This is a genomic window from Bradyrhizobium zhengyangense (assembly GCF_022012435.1).
Lineage (GTDB): Bacteria > Pseudomonadota > Alphaproteobacteria > Rhizobiales > Xanthobacteraceae > Bradyrhizobium > Bradyrhizobium zhengyangense.
Window position 1 is genome coordinate 66,371 of record NZ_JAKLUA010000008.1, and the last position, 17,587, is coordinate 83,957.

A 17,587-nucleotide genomic window follows, 5' to 3' on the forward strand; every position below is an offset into this window, starting at 1 on the left:
AGAAAAATTGCGGGACCGGACGGGCCCCTATTGGCGCAGCATGATCAAGGGGTCGGCCGTATCGGGAACCCGCCGCCATTGTGCATTGTCGTCGGCCTCGAACTGCCAGACCTCGCCTGATTTCGACATCAGGATGATCTGGCCGCGCTCGAGCCGCCATTGCGTCGGATTGAACTGGGTGATGGCCGCGTCGCATTTCGGCTTGAGGAAAACCTGGAAATTGTCCTGGTCGGCTTCCGTGTTGGTCAGCGTTATCCCGCAGATCGGCTGGCCATTGCCCCGGACCATCGCCCAGTCGCCGATCATCTGGTCCATCGACTTGGCCATGGAGCGGGCGGCAGCGAGGTCCTGCAGGATGTAGACGCCCTCGCCCTGTCGGAGCCCTTCGAAGATACCGGCCTCGACCTCGGTGAAGTCGATCACGGATTCACCTGATGCATCCTGCAAGCGGACGATATCCAGGCCCTTGACGCTCCAGGCGACGATGTCCTTGGTGAAGGGCAGCGCGGCCTTGCAGGCCGGCTCAAGCTCGAGCTTGAACCCCTGTCCCGCGGCGTCGCCCTTCATCGTGACGACGCAGGTCTTGCTGCGTTCGGTGGTCGAGAGCTCCCACTGCCCGACCATCTCCTTTTTCAGGGTCGTCGCGTCCTGCGCATGCGCGATGCCGATCGCGGCCATGCCGGCCGCGACGGCGAATGCAACGACCCTGAGAATTTGCATCAGCGCCCCTTGAACGGCGTCTCGGCCACCGGCGTCAGCGGCGGCTTGCCGGAGAACCATGATTTGAGGTTGTCGACCACGAGCTGGTCCATGGCGTTGCGCGTCACCACCGAGGCCGAACCGATATGCGGCAGCAACACGACGTTCTGCATGGCCTTGAGCTCGTCAGGCACGTTCGGCTCGGCGGCAAATACATCGAGACCGGCGGCGAGGATGGTGCCTGATTTCAGCGCCTGGACCAGTGCCTGCTCGTCGACGACGGAACCGCGGGCGACGTTGACCAGCACGCCGCGCGGGCCGAGCGCCTTCAGCACCTCCGCATTGATCATCTTGTCGGTAGCAGCGCCGCCGGGCACGATCACGACAAGCGTGTCCACGGCCTTCGCCATTTCGATCAGGTCAGGGTAGTGCTTGTAGGAGACGTCCTTGGACGGATTGCGGGAGTGATAGACCACCGGCACCAGCGAGGCATCGAGCCGGCGCGCGATGGCCTGCCCGATCCGGCCCATGCCGACGATGCCGACCTTGCGGTCGCGCAGCGAGCCGACGCTGAGCGGATAGTTCTGCGTCTGCCAGAGACCCGAGCGCACATAGCGATCGGCCTTGATGAATTCGCGCACAGTGGAGATCAGAAGGCCCATCGCGACGTCGGCGACTTCCTCGGTCAGCACGTCGGGCGTGTTGGTGACGATGATGTCGTGCTCGGCCGCGTATTTGGCGTCGATATGGTCGTAGCCGACGCCGAAGCTCGCCACCATCTCGATCTTGGGCAGCTGCGACAGCGAATCCTTGTCGGCGCGGACGGTGTGATAGGTCACGGCGACGCCGCGGATCTTGTCGCGGATCGCCGGCGTCAGCCGCTCGAGGTCACCGCGCGTCTCGGCCTTGTGCACGACGAAATGATCGGAAAACCCGTTCTCGAGGATCGGCCGCGCCGGCCCATAGATCAAAAGATCGATCTTGTCGGACGAAATCGAACCGGTAGACATCAGTTTTCCTTTCCAAGCGCGCTCTCATGCCAGCGCCGTAAAACGAGGTGGGAAATTAGCGCCAGCACCCCATAGATGACAATCCCGGCCAGCGACAACAACAGCAGCGCTGCGAACATGCGGGGTATGTTCAAGCGATAGCCCGACTCGGCGATCCTGTAGGCAAGGCCCGAGCCGGCACCCGCCGTTCCCGCAGCGATCTCGGCGACGACGGCGCCGATCAACGACAAGCCGCCAGCGATGCGCAGGCCGCCCAAAATATAGGGCAATGCTGCGGGCAGTTTCAGGAAACGCAGGGTTTGGGGCTTGGATGCGCCATAAAGCTGGAACAGGCCGGCGAGATTGCGGTCAACCGAATTGAGCCCGAGCGTGGTGTTGGACAGCACCGGGAAGAAGGCGACGATGAAGGCGCAGACGACGACGGCAGTCTGCTGCTCCAGATAGATCAGCAGCAGCGGCGCGATCGCGATGACAGGCGTCACCTGCAGCACGACGGCATAGGGGAACAGCGAATATTCCACCCATTTCGACTGGTTGAACAACAGCGCCAGCGCGATGCCGCCGATGCTTGCGGCGACAAAACCTTCCAGCGTCGTCAGCAGCGTGGCGGCGAGCGATTGTGACAACACCGCCCAGTCCTTGATCAGCGTCAGGAAGATCGCTGACGGCGCCGGCAACACGTAAGGCGGAATCTCCCTGATGCGAACCACGAGCTCCCAGACGGCAAGGCCCGCCGCGAACACGATGATGGGCAGCACGAAGCGCACCGCGCTTTGCGCGCCCGACGGCTTTGCGGGGACCGGGGCTTGCGCGTTCACAGCGTCGACTGCCCTGAATAAGACGGCGCGAGCGCGGCCGAGACGCGCCGGCAATAATCCGAGTACGCCGCCGAGGTGCGAAACTCCTCGCCGCGCGGCTCGACCGTTTCGATGCGGATATCGGCCTGGATGCGGCCGGGCCGCGCCGTCATGACCACGACGCGCTGCGACAGGTAGACGGATTCGAACACCGAATGGGTGACGAAGATGACGGTCTTGCCAAGGCTGCGCCACAGCGCCAGCAGATCGTTGTTGAGGCGGAAGCGCGTGATTTCGTCGAGCGCGGCGAACGGCTCATCCATGAGCAGGATGTCAGGATCGGTGACGAGCGCGCGGGCGAGCGAGACCCGCATCTTCATGCCGCCGGACAATTCGCGCGGAAACGCATCGGCGAAGTCGGCAAGCCCGACGCTCGCGAGCGCCGCATCGGCGCGTGCCCGCCCTTCGGCCTTCGCGATGCCGCCAAGCTTCAGCGGCAGCCGCACGTTCTCGCGCACGCTACTCCACGGCATCAGGGTCGGCTCCTGGAACACGAAGCCGATGCCATGACCTTGACGAATATGGCCAATTTGCACCTCGCCCTCGTGGCGCGACACCCGCACTGTGCCCGATGATGCTTGGCTGAGCCCTGCAATCAGCCGCAGCGCCGTCGATTTGCCGCAGCCCGAGGGCCCGAGCAGCGAGATGAACTCGCCTTTGCGGACCGCGAGATCGAGCGGACCGAGCGCCATGACGCCGGTGTCGTAGACCTTCGTCACGCCGCGCAGGCTGACGGCAAGCGCCGTCAGGCTGGCCTCGACCGTGGATGAAGGCTTGGCTGACGACATCAACGCTGGCGTTACGGCTTGGCGGGGCGCAGCTCGACGCCGACGCCCTTGTTGACGAAGCGCAACGTGTAGGACTTGCGGAAGTCGAGATCGCCCTTCACCACGCCGGCCTTCACCATCTTGTTGAAGAAGGACGTGTAGCGCTCGTCGCTCATCGCGCCGATGCCGCCCTTCACGCTGTCGCCGGAATCGACGATGCCGTACTCCTTCATCTTGGCGACGGAATAGGCGAGCAGATCGTCGGTCATTTCAGGATTGAGCTTCTTGATCATGGCATTGCCGGCGGAATTGTCGCCATAGATGTAATTGTACCAGCCGACGATCGAGGCATCGACGAAGCGCTGCACCAGGTCCGGCTTCTTCTCGACGATGTCGCGGCGGGTCTCGATCAGCGTCGAATAGGTGTTGAAGCCTGCATCGGCGAGCAGGATGACGTTGGGCTTGAAGCCGCCGGCTTTCTCGACCGCGAAGGGCTCTGATGTAACGTAGCCCTGCATCGCGCTCTTGGGATTGGCGATGAAGGGCTGCGGATTGAAATTATAGGGGCGGACGTTCTTCTCGCTGAAGCCGTATTCGGACTTGAGCCACTGGAAATAGCTGGACATGCCCTCCTTGGAAACGAACAGCGTCAGCGGCTTGAGGTCCTCAAGCTTGGCGACCTTCGCGTCGGGCTGCGACAGCAGCACCTGCGGGTCCTTCTGGAACATCGCGGCGATCGTCACCACGGGAACGTTGTTGGCGACCGCGTCGAACGACATCAGCGTGTTCGCAGCCATGAAGAAATCGATCTTGCCGGCGACCAACAGCATCCGGTTGTTCTCGTTCGGCCCGCCCGGCACGATGCTGACATCGAGCCCGTACTTCTTGTAGGTGCCGTCTGCGACCGCCTGGAAGAAGCCGCCATGCTCGGCCTCGGCGACCCAATTGGTGCCGAAGGTGACCTTGTCCAGGGTCTCGCTGCGCGCCGGCAGGATCGATACCACAGAGGCCAGCAAGCCCGCCATTAACGCTCGCCGCAGATGAGAGGGGCTCATGAATGCACTCCGTCGATCGCTTCTAGCCGATGTGACAACAACACGATAGAACCGCAACACATCAGGGGACGCGAGCCGGCCGGGCCCGCGTCCCCTGATAACCCCAAACTACGTGACAAATTCGGGCAAAGAAACCTTGATGACGCCTTCCCGCGACTGGACCGAGATCCGCTGGACCGACATTGGTCCGACGGAAGCGTCGCGCTGGATCGCGGTGCTGCCGCTGGCGGCGACCGAGCAGCACGGCCCGCATCTGCCATACGAGACTGACGTGCTGATCGGCGAGGCCTATCTGGCGCGCGTGCACGAGCTGCTGCCCGAGTCTCTTCCGGTGACGTTCCTGCCCGTTGAACCCGTCGGCATCTCCACCGAGCATATCGACTATCCGGGCACGCAGACGCTGCCGACCGAGGTGGCGCTGAGGCGCTGGACGGGAATCGGCGAGGACATCGCACGACGCGGCGTGAAAAAGCTCGTCATCATCACCAGCCACGGCGGCAACAGCGCGGCGATGATGCTGGTGGCGCAGGATCTTCGTGCGCATCAAAAGCTGTTCGTGGTGACGACGTCGTGGTCGCGGCTGTCGGCTGCGGACAAGCTGTTCCCATCAGATGAAGTGCGCCACGGCATTCATGGTGGTGCGGTCGAGACCTCGATCATGCTGGCGCGCTATCCCGACCAGGTGCGCGCCAACGCGATCGCGGATTTTCCCGCGAGCAGCATCGCGATGGAGCAACAATATCGCTGGCTCTCGACGCAGCGGCCCGCGCCCTTTGCCTGGCAGGCGCAGGATCTGCACCCGAGCGGCGCGATCGGCAATGCGACGCTGGCGGTGCCGGCGAAGGGCGAGCAGCTGCTCGACCAGGGCGCACGCGCCTTTTGCGAGCTGCTGACTGAGGTCGATAACTTCGACGTGAACAGGCTCGCCAAGGGTCCCCTCGGCTAGCTCTCATCCACCTGAAATCGTTCGAGAAAGAGCCGGAGCGGCGAGTCGCGGCGCGCGCGCTCGAACCTGATCCGGCAAGCCTTCGTCCAATTGGGCACGCGGACCACAACGGACCGCCTCAACCCGGATGGAATTTCACATGTCGATCAAGACCAAGATTGCCGCCGTCGCTCTCGCAGCCCTCACCGTCACCGCTGGTGTCGCGTCAACGACCTCGACCGCTCAGGCCAAGCCGCTCGGCTGGGGCTGGGGTGTCGGCGCCGGCATCGCCACTGCCGCCATCGTCGGCACCGCGATCGCCGCCAGCAACGAACCCTATTACTACGGCTATCACCGCTGCGGCTGGGTCGCCCAGTACAACGCCTTCGGCCAGTACGTCGGCCGCGTTCGTACTTGCTACTGATCTGAGTATTTGAGGCCAATCTTACGTGGATCCTGCGTCCGACACGGGCGCCTCATCCACCCCGTGTCGTGCCCCCGACCCCGCCCGGCTGTCCCCCCGGGCGGGGTCATCCTTTTTCCGCGCCGGGAATTTGTAGCAATACCGTCACATAAGGATGCCAACCATCCGCTGCGACATTCTGGACGAGTTGCTATTGCGAACTATTAGCAATAAGCTCCGAACGAGCGCAGGGCGGGATGAAATCGCGTCGAAACGAGTTCATCTCGTTTGATCGCGTAAACAGCCAAGACCCTGATGACAGGATCGCCGCGAATCGGCAGGGATGTCGGAGCGGCTGGGGTAAATTTGCGTCTTGGGGGCGTGTGTTTTGACGTTGAGAGGTCATCGATATCAGTTGCTGCGGACGGCGGCGGCAATCACCGCCGGCGTGATGGCTCTTCCCGGGGCCTCCCGTGCTGCTGACCTGCCACTGAAGGCACCGGCACCAAAGGCTGTCTACGACTGGACCGGCCTCTATATCGGCGCGCATGCCGGCCTCACCCGCGGCACCTCCTCGGCAACTCTGACCGATCCCACGGTCGCCACCGACAACAACGTCTTCAACGGCGCGACCGGGGGCGTGCAAGCCGGTTACAATTGGCGCTTCAACTCTGGCCTGCTGCTCGGTGTTGAAGGCGACATTTCCTTTCCGAACTATCTGCCCTCCAACCACGTGGTGTCATCGGCTGCGACGGCGCTGTCCGGCGTGGAGGAACGCTGGGACTACGTTGCGAGTCTGCGCGCCCGTCTCGGTTACACCACTGGCAATTGGCTGTTCTATGCGACTGGCGGCGCAGCCTTTGCCGGCGAACGATTTCTCTCGACGCCGACGGGCGGCAACGAAGAGAAGGTGCTGAACACCCGGTTCGGCTGGACCGCCGGCGGTGGCGTCGAATATGCCTTCGCGCCGCATTGGAGCGCGCGGCTCGAATATCTCTACAGCAAGTTCGAGAACGCCAACGTCACCTTCCCGTCGGGCGGGCAATATTCGTCCACGATGGATTTCCAGAGCCTTCGGATCGGGCTCAATCGCAAGATCGATTGGCCGGGGATACCGAGCTACAATCCCAAGTCCGATATCACCGACACCGAATCGAGCCGATGGGAAATCCACGGTCAGTCGACCTTCCTGGCGCAGGGACATCCATCCTTCAGCGCGCCCTATACCGGGCCGAACAGCCTGACGACGTCGCCGGATTTACAAGAGACGTGGAGCAACTCGCTCTATCTCAATGCGCGGCTGTGGGATGGCGGCGAGGTCTATTTCAATCCCGAGCTGTTGCAGGGTTTTGGCTTCAACAACACCACCGGCGCAGCGGGTTTCCCCAATGGCGAAGCGCAGAAATCCGGCTTCCCCTATCCGCACTTCAATGCCTCGCGGCTGTTCGTCCGCCAAACTTTCGGCTTCGGCGGCGAACAGGAAGAGCTTGCCAGCGGCCAGCTCCAACTCGCCGGCAAGGCCGACATCTCGCGCCTCACCTTGCAGGTCGGCAAATTCTCCGTCGTTGACGTATTCGACGGCAATTCCTACGCGCACGATCCGCGCAAGGATTTCATGAACTGGTCGATCTGGGCCTCGGGCGCCTTCGACTATGCCGCCGACAAGCTCGGCCTCGGCTATGGCGCCACCGCCGAATTGAACCAGAAGCAATGGGCGCTGCGCGGCGGCTACTTCCTGATGGACGCCACGTCGAACTCGAACAATTTCGACATGAATGTCGGCCGCCGCGGCGAATATGTCGCGGAACTTGAAACACGCTATTCGCTGTTCGGTCAGCCCGGCAAGCTGCGCACGCTCGGCTTCGTCAATAGCGACTTCTCGGGCAGCTATCGCGAGACGCTGGATAATCCCGCGCTCAATCTCGACATCAGCCAGACCCGCCGCGGCCGCATCAAATACGGCTACGCGCTCAACCTCGAGCAGGCCGTTACCGATGACATCGGCGTGTTCGGCCGCTGGAGCTGGAACGACGGCCGCAACGAGATCATGGCCTTCACCGACATCGACCGCAGCCTATCCGGTGGCGTCTCTGTGAAGGGCACCAAATGGGGCCGACCGGACGACGTCGTCGCCATTGCCGGCGCCGTCAACGGCCTCTCGCAGGACCATCGCGACTTCCTCGCCGCCGGCGGTCTCGGTCCGCTGATCGGCGACGGCGCGCTCAACTACAGGAAGGAGCGCGTGCTGGAAACCTATTACGCCTACGCGCTGAACAAGGCGCTGACATTTACCGCCGACTACCAGCTCATCGTCAATCCTGCCTACAATGCCGATCGTGGGCCGGTCTCGGTGTTCTCAGGACGGCTGCACGGCGAATTCTGAGCACGGCAGTGATCATTCCTGCCCGGTGCGACAATTTGGTCGGAACCGGGCAAAGCGCGCCTCGGGTTCATATATAACGGGCTTGGTCCGGTGTCCGCCGGGCTCATCGGCCTTTCCCCCTTGCGCGCAATGTTATCCGTCGAACTCATCATCGTCGTCGTCCTGATCGTCATCAACGGGCTACTCTCCATGTCGGAGCTGGCCGTGGTTTCATCGCGCCCGGCGCGGCTATCGCTGCTGGCGGCCAAGGGCGTGCGCGGTGCCGAGCGCGCGCTGTCGCTCGCCGCCGATCCCGGAAAGTTCCTTTCGACCGTGCAGATCGGCATCACGCTGGTCGGCGTGCTCTCCGGCGCCTTCTCCGGCGCGACGCTCGGGCAGCGGCTGGCGCAATGGCTGGTCGAGCTCGGCATGTCGTCAGGCATTGCCGATATCGTCGGTGTCGGCATCGTCGTCACCATCATCACCTATGCGACACTGATCGTCGGCGAGCTGGTGCCGAAGCAGGTGGCGCTGCGCGATCCCGAAAGCATCGCGGTCAAGGTCGCGCCGGCGATGCATGTGCTGGCGCGCGTCTCGCTGCCGCTGGTGTTTCTGCTCGACCTTTCCGGCAAGCTGATCCTCACCCTGCTCGGTCGCGGCGGCAAGGCCGAAGAGAAAGTCTCGGAGGACGAGATCCATCATCTCGTCAACGAGGCCGAAAGCGCCGGTGTGCTCGAGCCCGGCGAGAAGGAAATGATCGCGGGCGTGATGCGGCTCGGCGACCGCCCGGTCGGCGCGGTGATGACGCCGCGCACGGAGGTCGACGAGATCGACCTGAATGATGCTCCGGAAGCAATTCAAGCGATCATCGCCAAGAGCCCGCATTCGCGCTTTCCCGTCTCCGACGGCGATCGCGACACACCCATCGGCGTGCTTCAGGCAAAGGATCTGCTGGTCGCGTACATGAATGAGCGCACGCCGGATCTGCGGGCACTCGTCCGCGAAGCGCCGAGCATTCCCGCATCAGCCGATGCCCGCGATGTGCTGGCAATCCTGAGGGTTGCGCCGGTTCACGTCGGTTTCGTCTACGACGAATATGGTGCCTTCGAAGGCGTGGTGACGACGGCTGATATTCTGGAATCGATCGTCGGCGCCTTCCATTCGGAGGAAGGCCCACCGGAGCCGGCCTATGTCAGGCGCGCAGACGGCTCGCTGCTTGTCTCAGGCTGGATGCCGGTTGACGAGTTCGGCGAGCTCCTGAGCGTCGAGCTGCCGCCGCATCACCGCTACAACACGGTTGCGGGCCTCGTGCTGCAACAATTCACCGTGCTGCCCAACGTCGGCGACGCCTTCGACTTCGCCGGCTGGCATATCGAGGTGGTCGATCTCGATGGCCGGCGGATCGACAAGATTCTGGCGAGCCGGCGGGGTGAGGTAGAGACGGGGTGAGCACGAGCTCGCGCCGCCAGCCTCACCCGAACCGCACCCCTATCCGCTTTTCCTTGCGCCACACCACCGTGCAGGGCAGGTGCACACCCTCGGCCTTGATGTTCAGGGTGAAATGCTCGGGAATGCCGACCGGGCTGGTGACGTCGAGGGCGGCGCCGGTGTCGGAGAAATTGCGGACGGTGCAATCGATCGCGCCGCCGCCGAACTCAATGGTTCCGGCCTTCAATACGCGGTGCCTGGCCTTGTTGCGGCGCTCTTCGTCCATCGGGACATTTTACACCCCAAGCTGACACGAAGGTTAAAACAACCCTGATGCAGGCGAATTTACGCCGCTACGGATGCGGGAACCCTCACAACGGCTGGAACGATGCCGCCTGGGCCATCCGCCAGGCGTCGCGGAACCGCGGGTCCTCCGTGCCTTCGAGCAGTTCGCCCGGACGTAGCTCTGGGTAGAGCTGCGCGAAGGACTGCACCTTGGTCGTCGACGTCCGCTGGCTGAAATGGATCGGGCGCAGCTGCTGCGGATGCTCGAGGCCGGCCGCGGCGATCAGCTCGGTCAGCGAGTGCAGCGTGGCGTGGTGATAATTGTGCACGCGGTCGATCTTGAGCGGCACATAGAGCGCGCGCGCCCGGGTCGGATCCTGGGTCGCAACGCCGGTTGGGCAGCGGTCGGTGTGGCAGCTCAGCGACTGGATGCAGCCGAGCGAGAACATGAAGCCGCGCGCCGAATTGCACCAGTCGGCGCCGATTGCCATCGCGCGCGCCATGTCGAAGGCAGTCGCGATCTTGCCTGACGCGCCGAGCTTGATGCGGTCGCGCGCATTGATGCCGATCAGCGCGTTGTGGACGAAATTGACGCCCTCGCGCATCGGCATGCCCAGATGGTCCATGAATTCGAGCGGCGCAGCACCAGTGCCGCCTTCATTGCCGTCGACCACGATAAAGTCGGGGTAGATGCCGGTCTCCAGCATCGCCTTGCAGATCGCCAGAAACTCCCAGGGATGGCCGATACAGAGCTTGAAGCCGGCCGGCTTGCCACCTGAAAGCCTGCGCATCTCGGCGACGAACTGCATCATGCCCGTGGGAGTCGAGAAGGCGCGATGCGAGGCCGGCGAAATGCAGTCCTCGCCCATCGCGACGCCGCGGATCTTGGAGATTTCTTCCGAGACTTTCGCCGCCGGCAGCACGCCGCCATGGCCGGGCTTGGCGCCCTGGCTAATCTTGAGCTCGACCATCTTGATCTGGTCCTGGCTCGCAACGCGCGCGAATGCCTCCGGATCGAAGGTGCCGTCGAGATGGCGGCAGCCGAAATAGCCGGAGCCGATCTCCCAGATGACGTCACCGCCCATCTCGGCGTGATAGGGACTGAAGCCGCCCTCGCCGGTGTCATGGGCGAAGCCGCCCTTCCTGGCACCGGCATTGAGCGCGCGCACCGCATTCGGGCTGAGCGCGCCAAAGCTCATGGCCGAGATGTTGAACACCGAGGCCGAATAGGGCTTCGCACAATCCGGCCCGCCGATGGTGACGCGAAACTTCTCCTCGGCGTGCGCCTTCGGCGACACCGAGTGATGCATCCACTCATAGCCCTCGCGGTAGACATCCTCCTGGGTGCCGAACGGACGCTTGTCGAGCTGCATCTTGGCGCGCTGATAGACCACCGCGCGGGTGTCGCGCGAGAACGGCATGCCGTCCTTCTCGCTCTCGAAGAAGTACTGCCGCATCTCCGGACGGATTTCCTCCAGGAGGAAACGGATGTGCGCCGATATCGGGTAGTTCCGCAGCACCGCATGGCTCTTCTGCATGAGGTCGCGGACGCCGAGCAGCGTGAGCGCGCCGAAGATGCAGATCGGGACCAGCAGGATGTCGAAAATCCTGCGGTCGGCGATGGCGATGCCAATCAGGAGTGCCGTGACGACCGCGCAGATCGTCAGGACGATGAAGCGCGGCGAGAACGGAAGCAGAAGGGTTTCCATGATCCCCTCTTCCGCCAACGGCAAACGTTTGGGCGATTCCTGCGTCTTGTTGTTGTCGGCCACGATTCCCACCCTCTCGCCAGCATCAGGCGGTACGATACGCCCGCACCTGTCATACGGATATGACGCAGCGCTTGTTTCAGGCTAGCGAATTCGGTCGGGATAAATCAATCCACCGAGAGGTTAGGCCTGTTGCACTGCAGCAGTAGCGGCATGGGAGGGGTCGCGGCACCAGCCACAACGGAGCCGTCATCCCCGGGCAAGCGTAAGCGCAGACCCGGGGTCCATAACCACAGGATTTTGTGGTTGGAAGTAAGGTGTCACTCCGGGTCTTCGCATAGCGGCTCCCTGTGGCTATGCGCGACGAGCGAAGGGCTTGCGCGGCGGTCCCGGATCGGCGCGCGCTTTGGGCGCGCTTGCCCGGGACGACGGCGGAGTTTTAGGGCTGGTAGCCCGGCACGACAAGTGCCGGGCTTAGCGCTCGACGAATGCCTTCTCGATCACGAAATGACCGGGCTTGTTGCCGCTTCCCTCGACGAAGTCGCGGCTCTCGAACATCACCTTCAGCTCCTCGAGCATCGCCGGGCTGCCGCACATCATGATGCGGTCGGTCTCGATGTTGAGCGGGCCTTGGCCGATATCGTTGAAGATCTGTTCGGAGTTGATGAGGTCGGTGATGCGGCCACGGTTCTTGAAGGGCTCGCGGGTCACGGTCGGATAATAGATCAGCTTGTCGGCGAGCAGCTCGCCGAACAGCTCGTCCTCGCGCAAATTCGCGACCAGCTTCTCGCCGTAAGCGAGCTCGGAGACCTGGCGGCAGCCGTGCACCAGCACGATGCTCTCAAACTGCTCATAGACCTCGGGGTCCTTGATCAGACTGGCGAAGGGCGCAAGGCCGGTGCCGGTCGAGAGCAGCATCAGCCGCTTGCCGGGGATGAGGTTGTCGGTGATCAGCGTGCCGGTCGCCTTGCGGCCGACCAGGATGGTGTCGCCTTCCTTGATCTTCTGCAGGCGCGAGGTCAGCGGACCGTCCTGCACCTTGATCGAGAAGAACTCGAGCTCTTCCTCGTGGTTGGCGCTGGCCATGCTGTAGGCCCGCAGCAGCGGACGGCCGTCGACCTCGAGGCCGATCATGGCGAACTGGCCGTTCTGGAAGCGGAAGCCGGTGTCGCGCGTGGCGCGGAAGCTGAACAGTGTGTCGGTCCAGTGCTGGACGGAAAGAACCTTCTCTCGGTAAAACGCGCTCATGATTTTCGATATTCCGAATGTCTTGCGGTTTTCGGGCAAAAGCGTTGCCCGGCCCTGAAAACGGGCGGACACCATTGCCATGGCGGAGGATTTCGCGTGTGTGATCTACGCCATTGAGACCAATAATCAACCTCGTTCCGGATGCAATTGATGCCGGTCAAACCGGCATTTGCGGCGGAAATGGTGACATCATTAACGGATCTGCTGTCGGGGCCGCGCAAAGGGCAATTTCTTTTCCCTTCCGGGCGCGAAAGCAGCACTTAATTTCCATCGCGCTCGCGAGAATTTCATTAAGAATAGCTCTGACTTTCACCCCGCGTTGGCGCGATTTCCCGCATTTCTGCGGCTTTTGGCGCCCGGAACGATCAGGATATGGCGACCAGCGAGCGAATCTTCGTCCAGGCGATCAGACGCTATGGCGCGCGCCATGGCATCGACGTGGACGTTCGCGCCGACGGCTGGCTGATCGCAATGCGCCGCGGCGAGATGCGCCGCTTTGCCTTCGGCTACGACATCGGCCTCAACAGCGCGATCGCGCATCGGCTCGCGAGCGACAAATCGGCGACATCAGAGGCGCTGTCGCTCGCTTGCGTGCCGTGCATTCCCCACCATCTCTTCCTCAACCCGAAGCTGGGCAGGAATGTCGTCGGCCCCGACTGGCGAGATGCAATGCTCGAGCTGCTTCGCGCCCATCCGCAAGGCGTGGTCGTGAAGCCGAATGAAGGGACATCGGGGCGCTCGGTGTTCAAGGTGACGATCGCGGCAGAGCTCGACCACGCGGCGGGCGAGGTCTTTTCGATGAGCACCGGGCTCGTGATCTCGCCTTATGTCGCGATCGAGGAAGAGGTCCGTGTGATCCTGCTCGATGATGCGCCCCTCGTTATCTACAGCAAGCGGCGTGGCGCGGACTGGCGGCACAATCTGGATGCCGGCGCCAAACCGGTGTTGCTGGAGGACGGCGAGGCGCGCACGGCCTGCGTGAAGCTCGCGATCGATGCGGCGCGCGCCATCGGCATCACCTTTGCGTCGATCGACGTGGTGCGCGTGGATGGCGACTGGCGCGTGCTGGAAATCAATTCCGGCGTGATGATGGAGGCGCTTGCAAAGCTGCATCCGGAGCTGGTGCAGGCGACGTATGACGCGGCGCTGGATCGGATGTTCGGGGATGTTTCCGCGAGCACCAATCCATCACCGTCACCCTGAGGTGGCCGCTTCTTCAGCGGCCCTCGAAGGGGACGGCCCGGCTGTAGCAGCATCACGGCCGCTCATCCTTCGAGGCTCAACCCGCGATGCATTCGCATCGCGGGCCTCGCACCTCAGGATGACGGAAAGAGAACCGACCGCCGCTAGTTATTCGCGCTGGCAGAATCGTCCATCGCCTTGAACGCTTCCTCCAGCTGCAGCGAGATCGGCACGTTCATTTTCTCGCCGGTCGGCATGCGTGCGATGAACCATTTGTTGTAGAGCGGCACGAGATCGTGGTTGGAGCCGAGCTTGCGGAAGGTGCGCTCGACCACGGCGGCCAGTTGCGGCTCACCCTTGCGGAACATGATGCCGTAGGGATCATAGGACAGATAATCGCCTGTTACGCGGAACTTGTCCTGCGACTTGTGGCGGACGATCAGGCCCGAGAGCAGGATGTCGTCGGTCGCGAAGGCGTCGGCCTTGCCGTCAACCAGCATCTGGTAGGACTGCTCATGGTCGGCGCCGACAGCGATGTTGAGGCCCAGCGAAAGCTTCTTGTCGGCCGCCTGCACCGCCTGCTCGTTGGTGGTGCCTTTCGTCACCACGATGGTCTTGCCCTTCAGGTCGGTCAGCTGTTGGACGCTGGAGGCCTTCGGCACCATCAGCTTGGTGCCGGCGACGAACATCAGCGGCGAGAAGGCGACGCGCTTGCCGCGCTCGGAATTGGCCGTGGTCGAGCCGCATTCCAGATCGATCTTGTTCTGGAGCACCGCGTCGATGCGATCGTCCGAGGTGACCTTGACGTAGTCGATTCTGAGATTGGGATCGTCGACCTCGACGCCGATCTCCTCGACGATGGCCTCGCAGAGCTCGAGGCTGTAGCCGATCGGCCTGTTAGCCTGGTCGAGGAACGAGAACGGCGGCGAGCTCTCGCGATAGCCGAGCCGCACGGCGTGCGCGTTCTTGATGGCCGACAGCGTCGGGCTAAGCCCTTCGCTGCCGCCGCTCTGGGCAGAGGCACCCGTCGCCAGCAGACACGCTGCCAGCAACAGGCCGCTCGAAATCGCCGTCAAAGGGCGCATGACGCACTCCCGTCAATGACCGGCCATCGCGGGCACTTCGCCCGGCACCATGTCCTCAGGCACGACATCGCCCGGTCCCATCGCATGCTCGGGCCCGAGCTCGCCTTCCCACTTCGCCACGACCGAGGTCGCCAGCGTGTTGCCGATCACGTTGGTGGCGCTGCGGCCCATGTCGAGGAAGGTGTCGATGCCCATGATCATGAGCAGGCCCGCCTCGGGGATGTTGAACTGCGACAGCGTCGAGGCGATCACGACGAGAGAGGCGCGCGGCACGCCGGCGACGCCCTTCGAGGTGATCATCAACGTCGCCAGCATCGCGAGCTGCGTGCCGAGCGGCATGTCGATGTGATAGCTCTGCGCGATGAAGATGCTCGCGAAGGTGCAGTACATCATCGTTCCGTCGAGGTTGAACGAATAGCCGAGCGGCAGCACGAAGCTCGAGATCCGCGACGAGGCGCCGAAGCGGTTGAGCCCTTCGAGCGTCTTCGGGTAGGCCGCTTCCGAGCTCGCGGTGGAGAACGCGATCATCAGCGGCTCGCGGATCAGGCGGAGCAAATGGCTGTAGCGCGGCCCGATCACGATGAAGCCGACGGCCACCAGGATGCCCCAGAGGATGAACAGCGAGAGATAGAAGCCGCCCATGAACACGATGAGCTTCCAGAGTACCAGCAGGCCGTTCTTGGCAACGGTGGCGGTGATGGCGGCCCAGACCGCAAACGGCGCGAACATCATCACATAGCTCGTCACCTTCAGCATGATGTGGCCGAGGTCGTCGATCAGCGACAGGATCTGCTTGGAGCGCTCAGGCAATGCACCCATCGCAACCGAGAAGAACACCGCGAAGATCACGATCTGAAGGATCTCATTCTGCGCCATCGCATCCGCGATCGAGGTCGGGATCAAATGGGTCAGGAATTTTTCTAGCGAGAAGGCGGAGACCGCCAGGCCGGTCGACTGTCCCTTGTCCGGCAACGTACCGGGGAAGTTGGCGCCGGGCTGGAGCAGATTGACCATCACGAGGCCGAGCATCAGCGAGACGAAGGATGCGCTGATGAACCAGCCCATGGTCTTGGCGAAGATGCGGCCGAGCTTGGAGCCCGATCCCATGTGGGCGATGCCGCCGACCAGGGTCGCGAACACCAGCGGCGCGATGATCATCTTGATCAGGCGCAGGAAGATCACGGCGACGAGGTTGATGGAGGAGGCCCAGTCGCCCCGCGTGTCGGGCAGGAAATTGTAGATCGCCGAGCCCATGACGATGCCGAGCACCATCGCGCCTAAAATGTATTGCGTAAACCTGTTCGACATCAATGACCCCCGCTACACCGGCCGCTTCATGATGTCGCAGATATGACAGCGACGCAACACGCTTTGCGTGCGGTCGCTCGATCCGGATGTTCCCGTTGCGAAACTGCACGCGGCGATCTAGCCTTCATGCAGCGCACAACGAATGCGGCTTGCACGTTTTGTTTGCGGCAAGTGCTTCAATAAACATCAAACAATCAGAGAGGGAACGCCATGACTGGAAGCGTCAATCGCCAAATTCTTCTGGTGGAGAAGCCGAGCGGAAAGCTCGGCCCCGAGCACTTCAAGATGGTCGATGGCACACTGCCGGAACCGAAGGACGGCGAGGCCCTGCTGCGCGTGCGTTACATCTCGCTCGACGCTGCCAACCGCGCCTGGATGCACGGCGCGACCTATCGCTCGGCGGTCGAAGCCAACAGCGTGATGGCCGGCGGCGGCATTGCAGAGGTGGTCAGCTCGAAGGCGCCTGAGCTTGCGCCCGGCGACATCGTGTTCGGCGACACCGGTTGGCAGGAGTTTGCTACAGTGCCCGCAAAGCAATTGACGAAAATGCCGAAGCTCGAGCCGATGACGCATCTGCTCAGCGTGTTCGGCATCGCCGGCCTCACCGCCTATTTCGGCCTGCTTGAGGTCGGCAAGCCCAGGGAGGGCGAGACGGTCGTGGTCTCCGCCGCCGCGGGCTCGGTCGGCTCGATCGTCGGACAGATCGCCAAAATCAAAGGATGCCGCGTCATCGGCATCGCCGGTGGCGCGGACAAGTGCCAGTGGCTGACGTCAGAGCTCGGCTTCGATGCCGCCGTCGACTACAAGGACGGTGCGGTGTTCAAGGCGCTGCGCGCAGCGGCGCCCAAAGGCATCGACGTCTATTTCGACAATGTCGGCGGCGACATTCTGGAAGCCTGCCTGCCGCAGATGAACAATCACGGCCGCATCGCCTGCTGCGGCGCGATCTCGCAATATGACGGCGCGCCGTCGGCGCACGGCCCGCGCGGCGTGCCCGGCCTGATCGTGGTGAAGCGGCTTGTGATGCAGGGCTTCATCGTGATGGACTACATGAAGGACAGCCAGCGCGCGCTCGCCGATCTGCAGGCCTGGGTGAAATCCGGCAAGCTGAAGGTGCAGGAAGACATTATCGACGGATTGCAGAACACGCCGAAGGCGCTGATCGGACTGCTTGCCGGCGAGAACCGCGGCAAGCGCATGGTCAGGCTCTGACGACGTATCGTCTGAGCATGATCCTTTCGGAAAACCGCTGCACACTTTTCCG

Annotated in this window: 16 protein-coding genes; 6 read left to right on the top strand and 10 right to left on the bottom strand. The window is 63.0% G+C overall.

The features are described from left to right. Positions 1-27 precede the first annotated feature (27 nt). Genes L6637_RS24055 through L6637_RS24075 form a run of 5 tightly spaced genes read right to left on the bottom strand, consistent with a single transcriptional unit; the run spans position 28 to position 4,388 of the window. On the bottom strand, positions 28-720 hold the full coding sequence (locus tag L6637_RS24055) for a protease inhibitor Inh/omp19 family protein (RefSeq protein ID WP_237859933.1): 693 nt from the start codon (positions 718-720) through the stop codon (positions 28-30). Further along, on the bottom strand, positions 720-1,709 hold the full coding sequence (locus L6637_RS24060) for a 2-hydroxyacid dehydrogenase (RefSeq protein ID WP_237872151.1): 990 nt from the start codon (positions 1,707-1,709) through the stop codon (positions 720-722). Before L6637_RS24060 ends, L6637_RS24055 begins: the two co-directional genes overlap by 1 nt. Further along, a complete protein-coding gene (locus L6637_RS24065; protein ID WP_237859937.1) occupies positions 1,709-2,527 on the bottom strand; it encodes an ABC transporter permease in 819 nt (272 codons plus the stop codon). The genes L6637_RS24060 and L6637_RS24065 overlap by 1 nt, the downstream gene beginning before the upstream one ends. Beyond that, a complete protein-coding gene (locus L6637_RS24070; protein ID WP_237859938.1) occupies positions 2,524-3,354 on the bottom strand; it encodes an ABC transporter ATP-binding protein in 831 nt (276 codons plus the stop codon). Before L6637_RS24070 ends, L6637_RS24065 begins: the two co-directional genes overlap by 4 nt. An 11-nt stretch (positions 3,355-3,365) precedes the next feature. Then, entirely contained in the window at positions 3,366-4,388 is a 1,023-nt protein-coding gene (locus L6637_RS24075; RefSeq protein WP_237859940.1) for an ABC transporter substrate-binding protein, read from the bottom strand. A gap of 139 nt (positions 4,389-4,527) precedes the next feature. Between L6637_RS24075 and L6637_RS24080 the strand changes: the two genes are divergently transcribed. From L6637_RS24080 to L6637_RS24095, 4 genes are all read left to right on the top strand, one after another. Further along, positions 4,528-5,334: a creatininase family protein gene (locus L6637_RS24080; RefSeq protein WP_237859944.1), complete on the top strand. Its 807-nt coding sequence runs from the start codon at positions 4,528-4,530 to the stop codon at positions 5,332-5,334. A gap of 139 nt (positions 5,335-5,473) precedes the next feature. After that, positions 5,474-5,737 (top strand): hypothetical protein, encoded by a 264-nt coding sequence (locus tag L6637_RS24085; RefSeq protein WP_237859947.1) that lies wholly within the window; start codon positions 5,474-5,476, stop codon positions 5,735-5,737. 430 nt (positions 5,738-6,167) lie between these two features. After that, complete coding sequence (locus tag L6637_RS24090; protein WP_237861293.1) at positions 6,168-8,099, top strand: carbohydrate porin; 1,932 nt, start codon at positions 6,168-6,170, stop codon at positions 8,097-8,099. Positions 8,100-8,228: 129 nt separating this feature from the next. Next, positions 8,229-9,527, top strand: a complete 1,299-nt coding sequence (locus tag L6637_RS24095) for a hemolysin family protein (protein ID WP_237859949.1) — start codon at positions 8,229-8,231, stop codon at positions 9,525-9,527. A gap of 22 nt (positions 9,528-9,549) precedes the next feature. Here L6637_RS24095 and L6637_RS24100 read toward each other — a convergent pair whose 3' ends face one another. From L6637_RS24100 to L6637_RS24110, 3 genes are all read right to left on the bottom strand, one after another. Continuing rightward, positions 9,550-9,792 carry a PilZ domain-containing protein gene (locus L6637_RS24100; RefSeq protein WP_194465759.1) on the bottom strand — a complete coding sequence of 81 codons (243 nt, stop codon included), beginning with the start codon at positions 9,790-9,792 and terminating at the stop codon, positions 9,550-9,552. 85 nt (positions 9,793-9,877) lie between these two features. Next, the gene (locus L6637_RS24105; protein ID WP_237859951.1) at positions 9,878-11,500 is read right to left on the bottom strand and encodes an FMN-binding glutamate synthase family protein; all 1,623 of its coding nucleotides are present in this window, start codon (positions 11,498-11,500) and stop codon (positions 9,878-9,880) included. Positions 11,501-11,974: 474 nt separating this feature from the next. Further along, on the bottom strand, positions 11,975-12,748 hold the full coding sequence (locus tag L6637_RS24110) for a ferredoxin--NADP reductase (protein WP_237859953.1): 774 nt from the start codon (positions 12,746-12,748) through the stop codon (positions 11,975-11,977). A 372-nt stretch (positions 12,749-13,120) separates the two neighbouring features. On the opposite strand from L6637_RS24110, the gene L6637_RS24115 reads away from it, so the two are divergent. Continuing rightward, the gene (locus L6637_RS24115) at positions 13,121-13,951 is read left to right on the top strand and encodes an ATP-grasp domain-containing protein (RefSeq protein WP_237859955.1); all 831 of its coding nucleotides are present in this window, start codon (positions 13,121-13,123) and stop codon (positions 13,949-13,951) included. A 143-nt stretch (positions 13,952-14,094) separates the two neighbouring features. Here L6637_RS24115 and L6637_RS24120 read toward each other — a convergent pair whose 3' ends face one another. Both L6637_RS24120 and L6637_RS24125 read right to left on the bottom strand, forming a co-directional pair. Beyond that, positions 14,095-15,015, bottom strand: a complete 921-nt coding sequence (locus L6637_RS24120) for an amino acid ABC transporter substrate-binding protein (RefSeq protein WP_237859957.1) — start codon at positions 15,013-15,015, stop codon at positions 14,095-14,097. A gap of 12 nt (positions 15,016-15,027) precedes the next feature. Beyond that, positions 15,028-16,323: a dicarboxylate/amino acid:cation symporter gene (locus L6637_RS24125; RefSeq protein ID WP_237859959.1), complete on the bottom strand. Its 1,296-nt coding sequence runs from the start codon at positions 16,321-16,323 to the stop codon at positions 15,028-15,030. A gap of 210 nt (positions 16,324-16,533) precedes the next feature. On the opposite strand from L6637_RS24125, the gene L6637_RS24130 reads away from it, so the two are divergent. Further along, positions 16,534-17,535: an NADP-dependent oxidoreductase gene (locus L6637_RS24130; protein WP_237859961.1), complete on the top strand. Its 1,002-nt coding sequence runs from the start codon at positions 16,534-16,536 to the stop codon at positions 17,533-17,535. Positions 17,536-17,587: the final 52 nt, after the last annotated feature.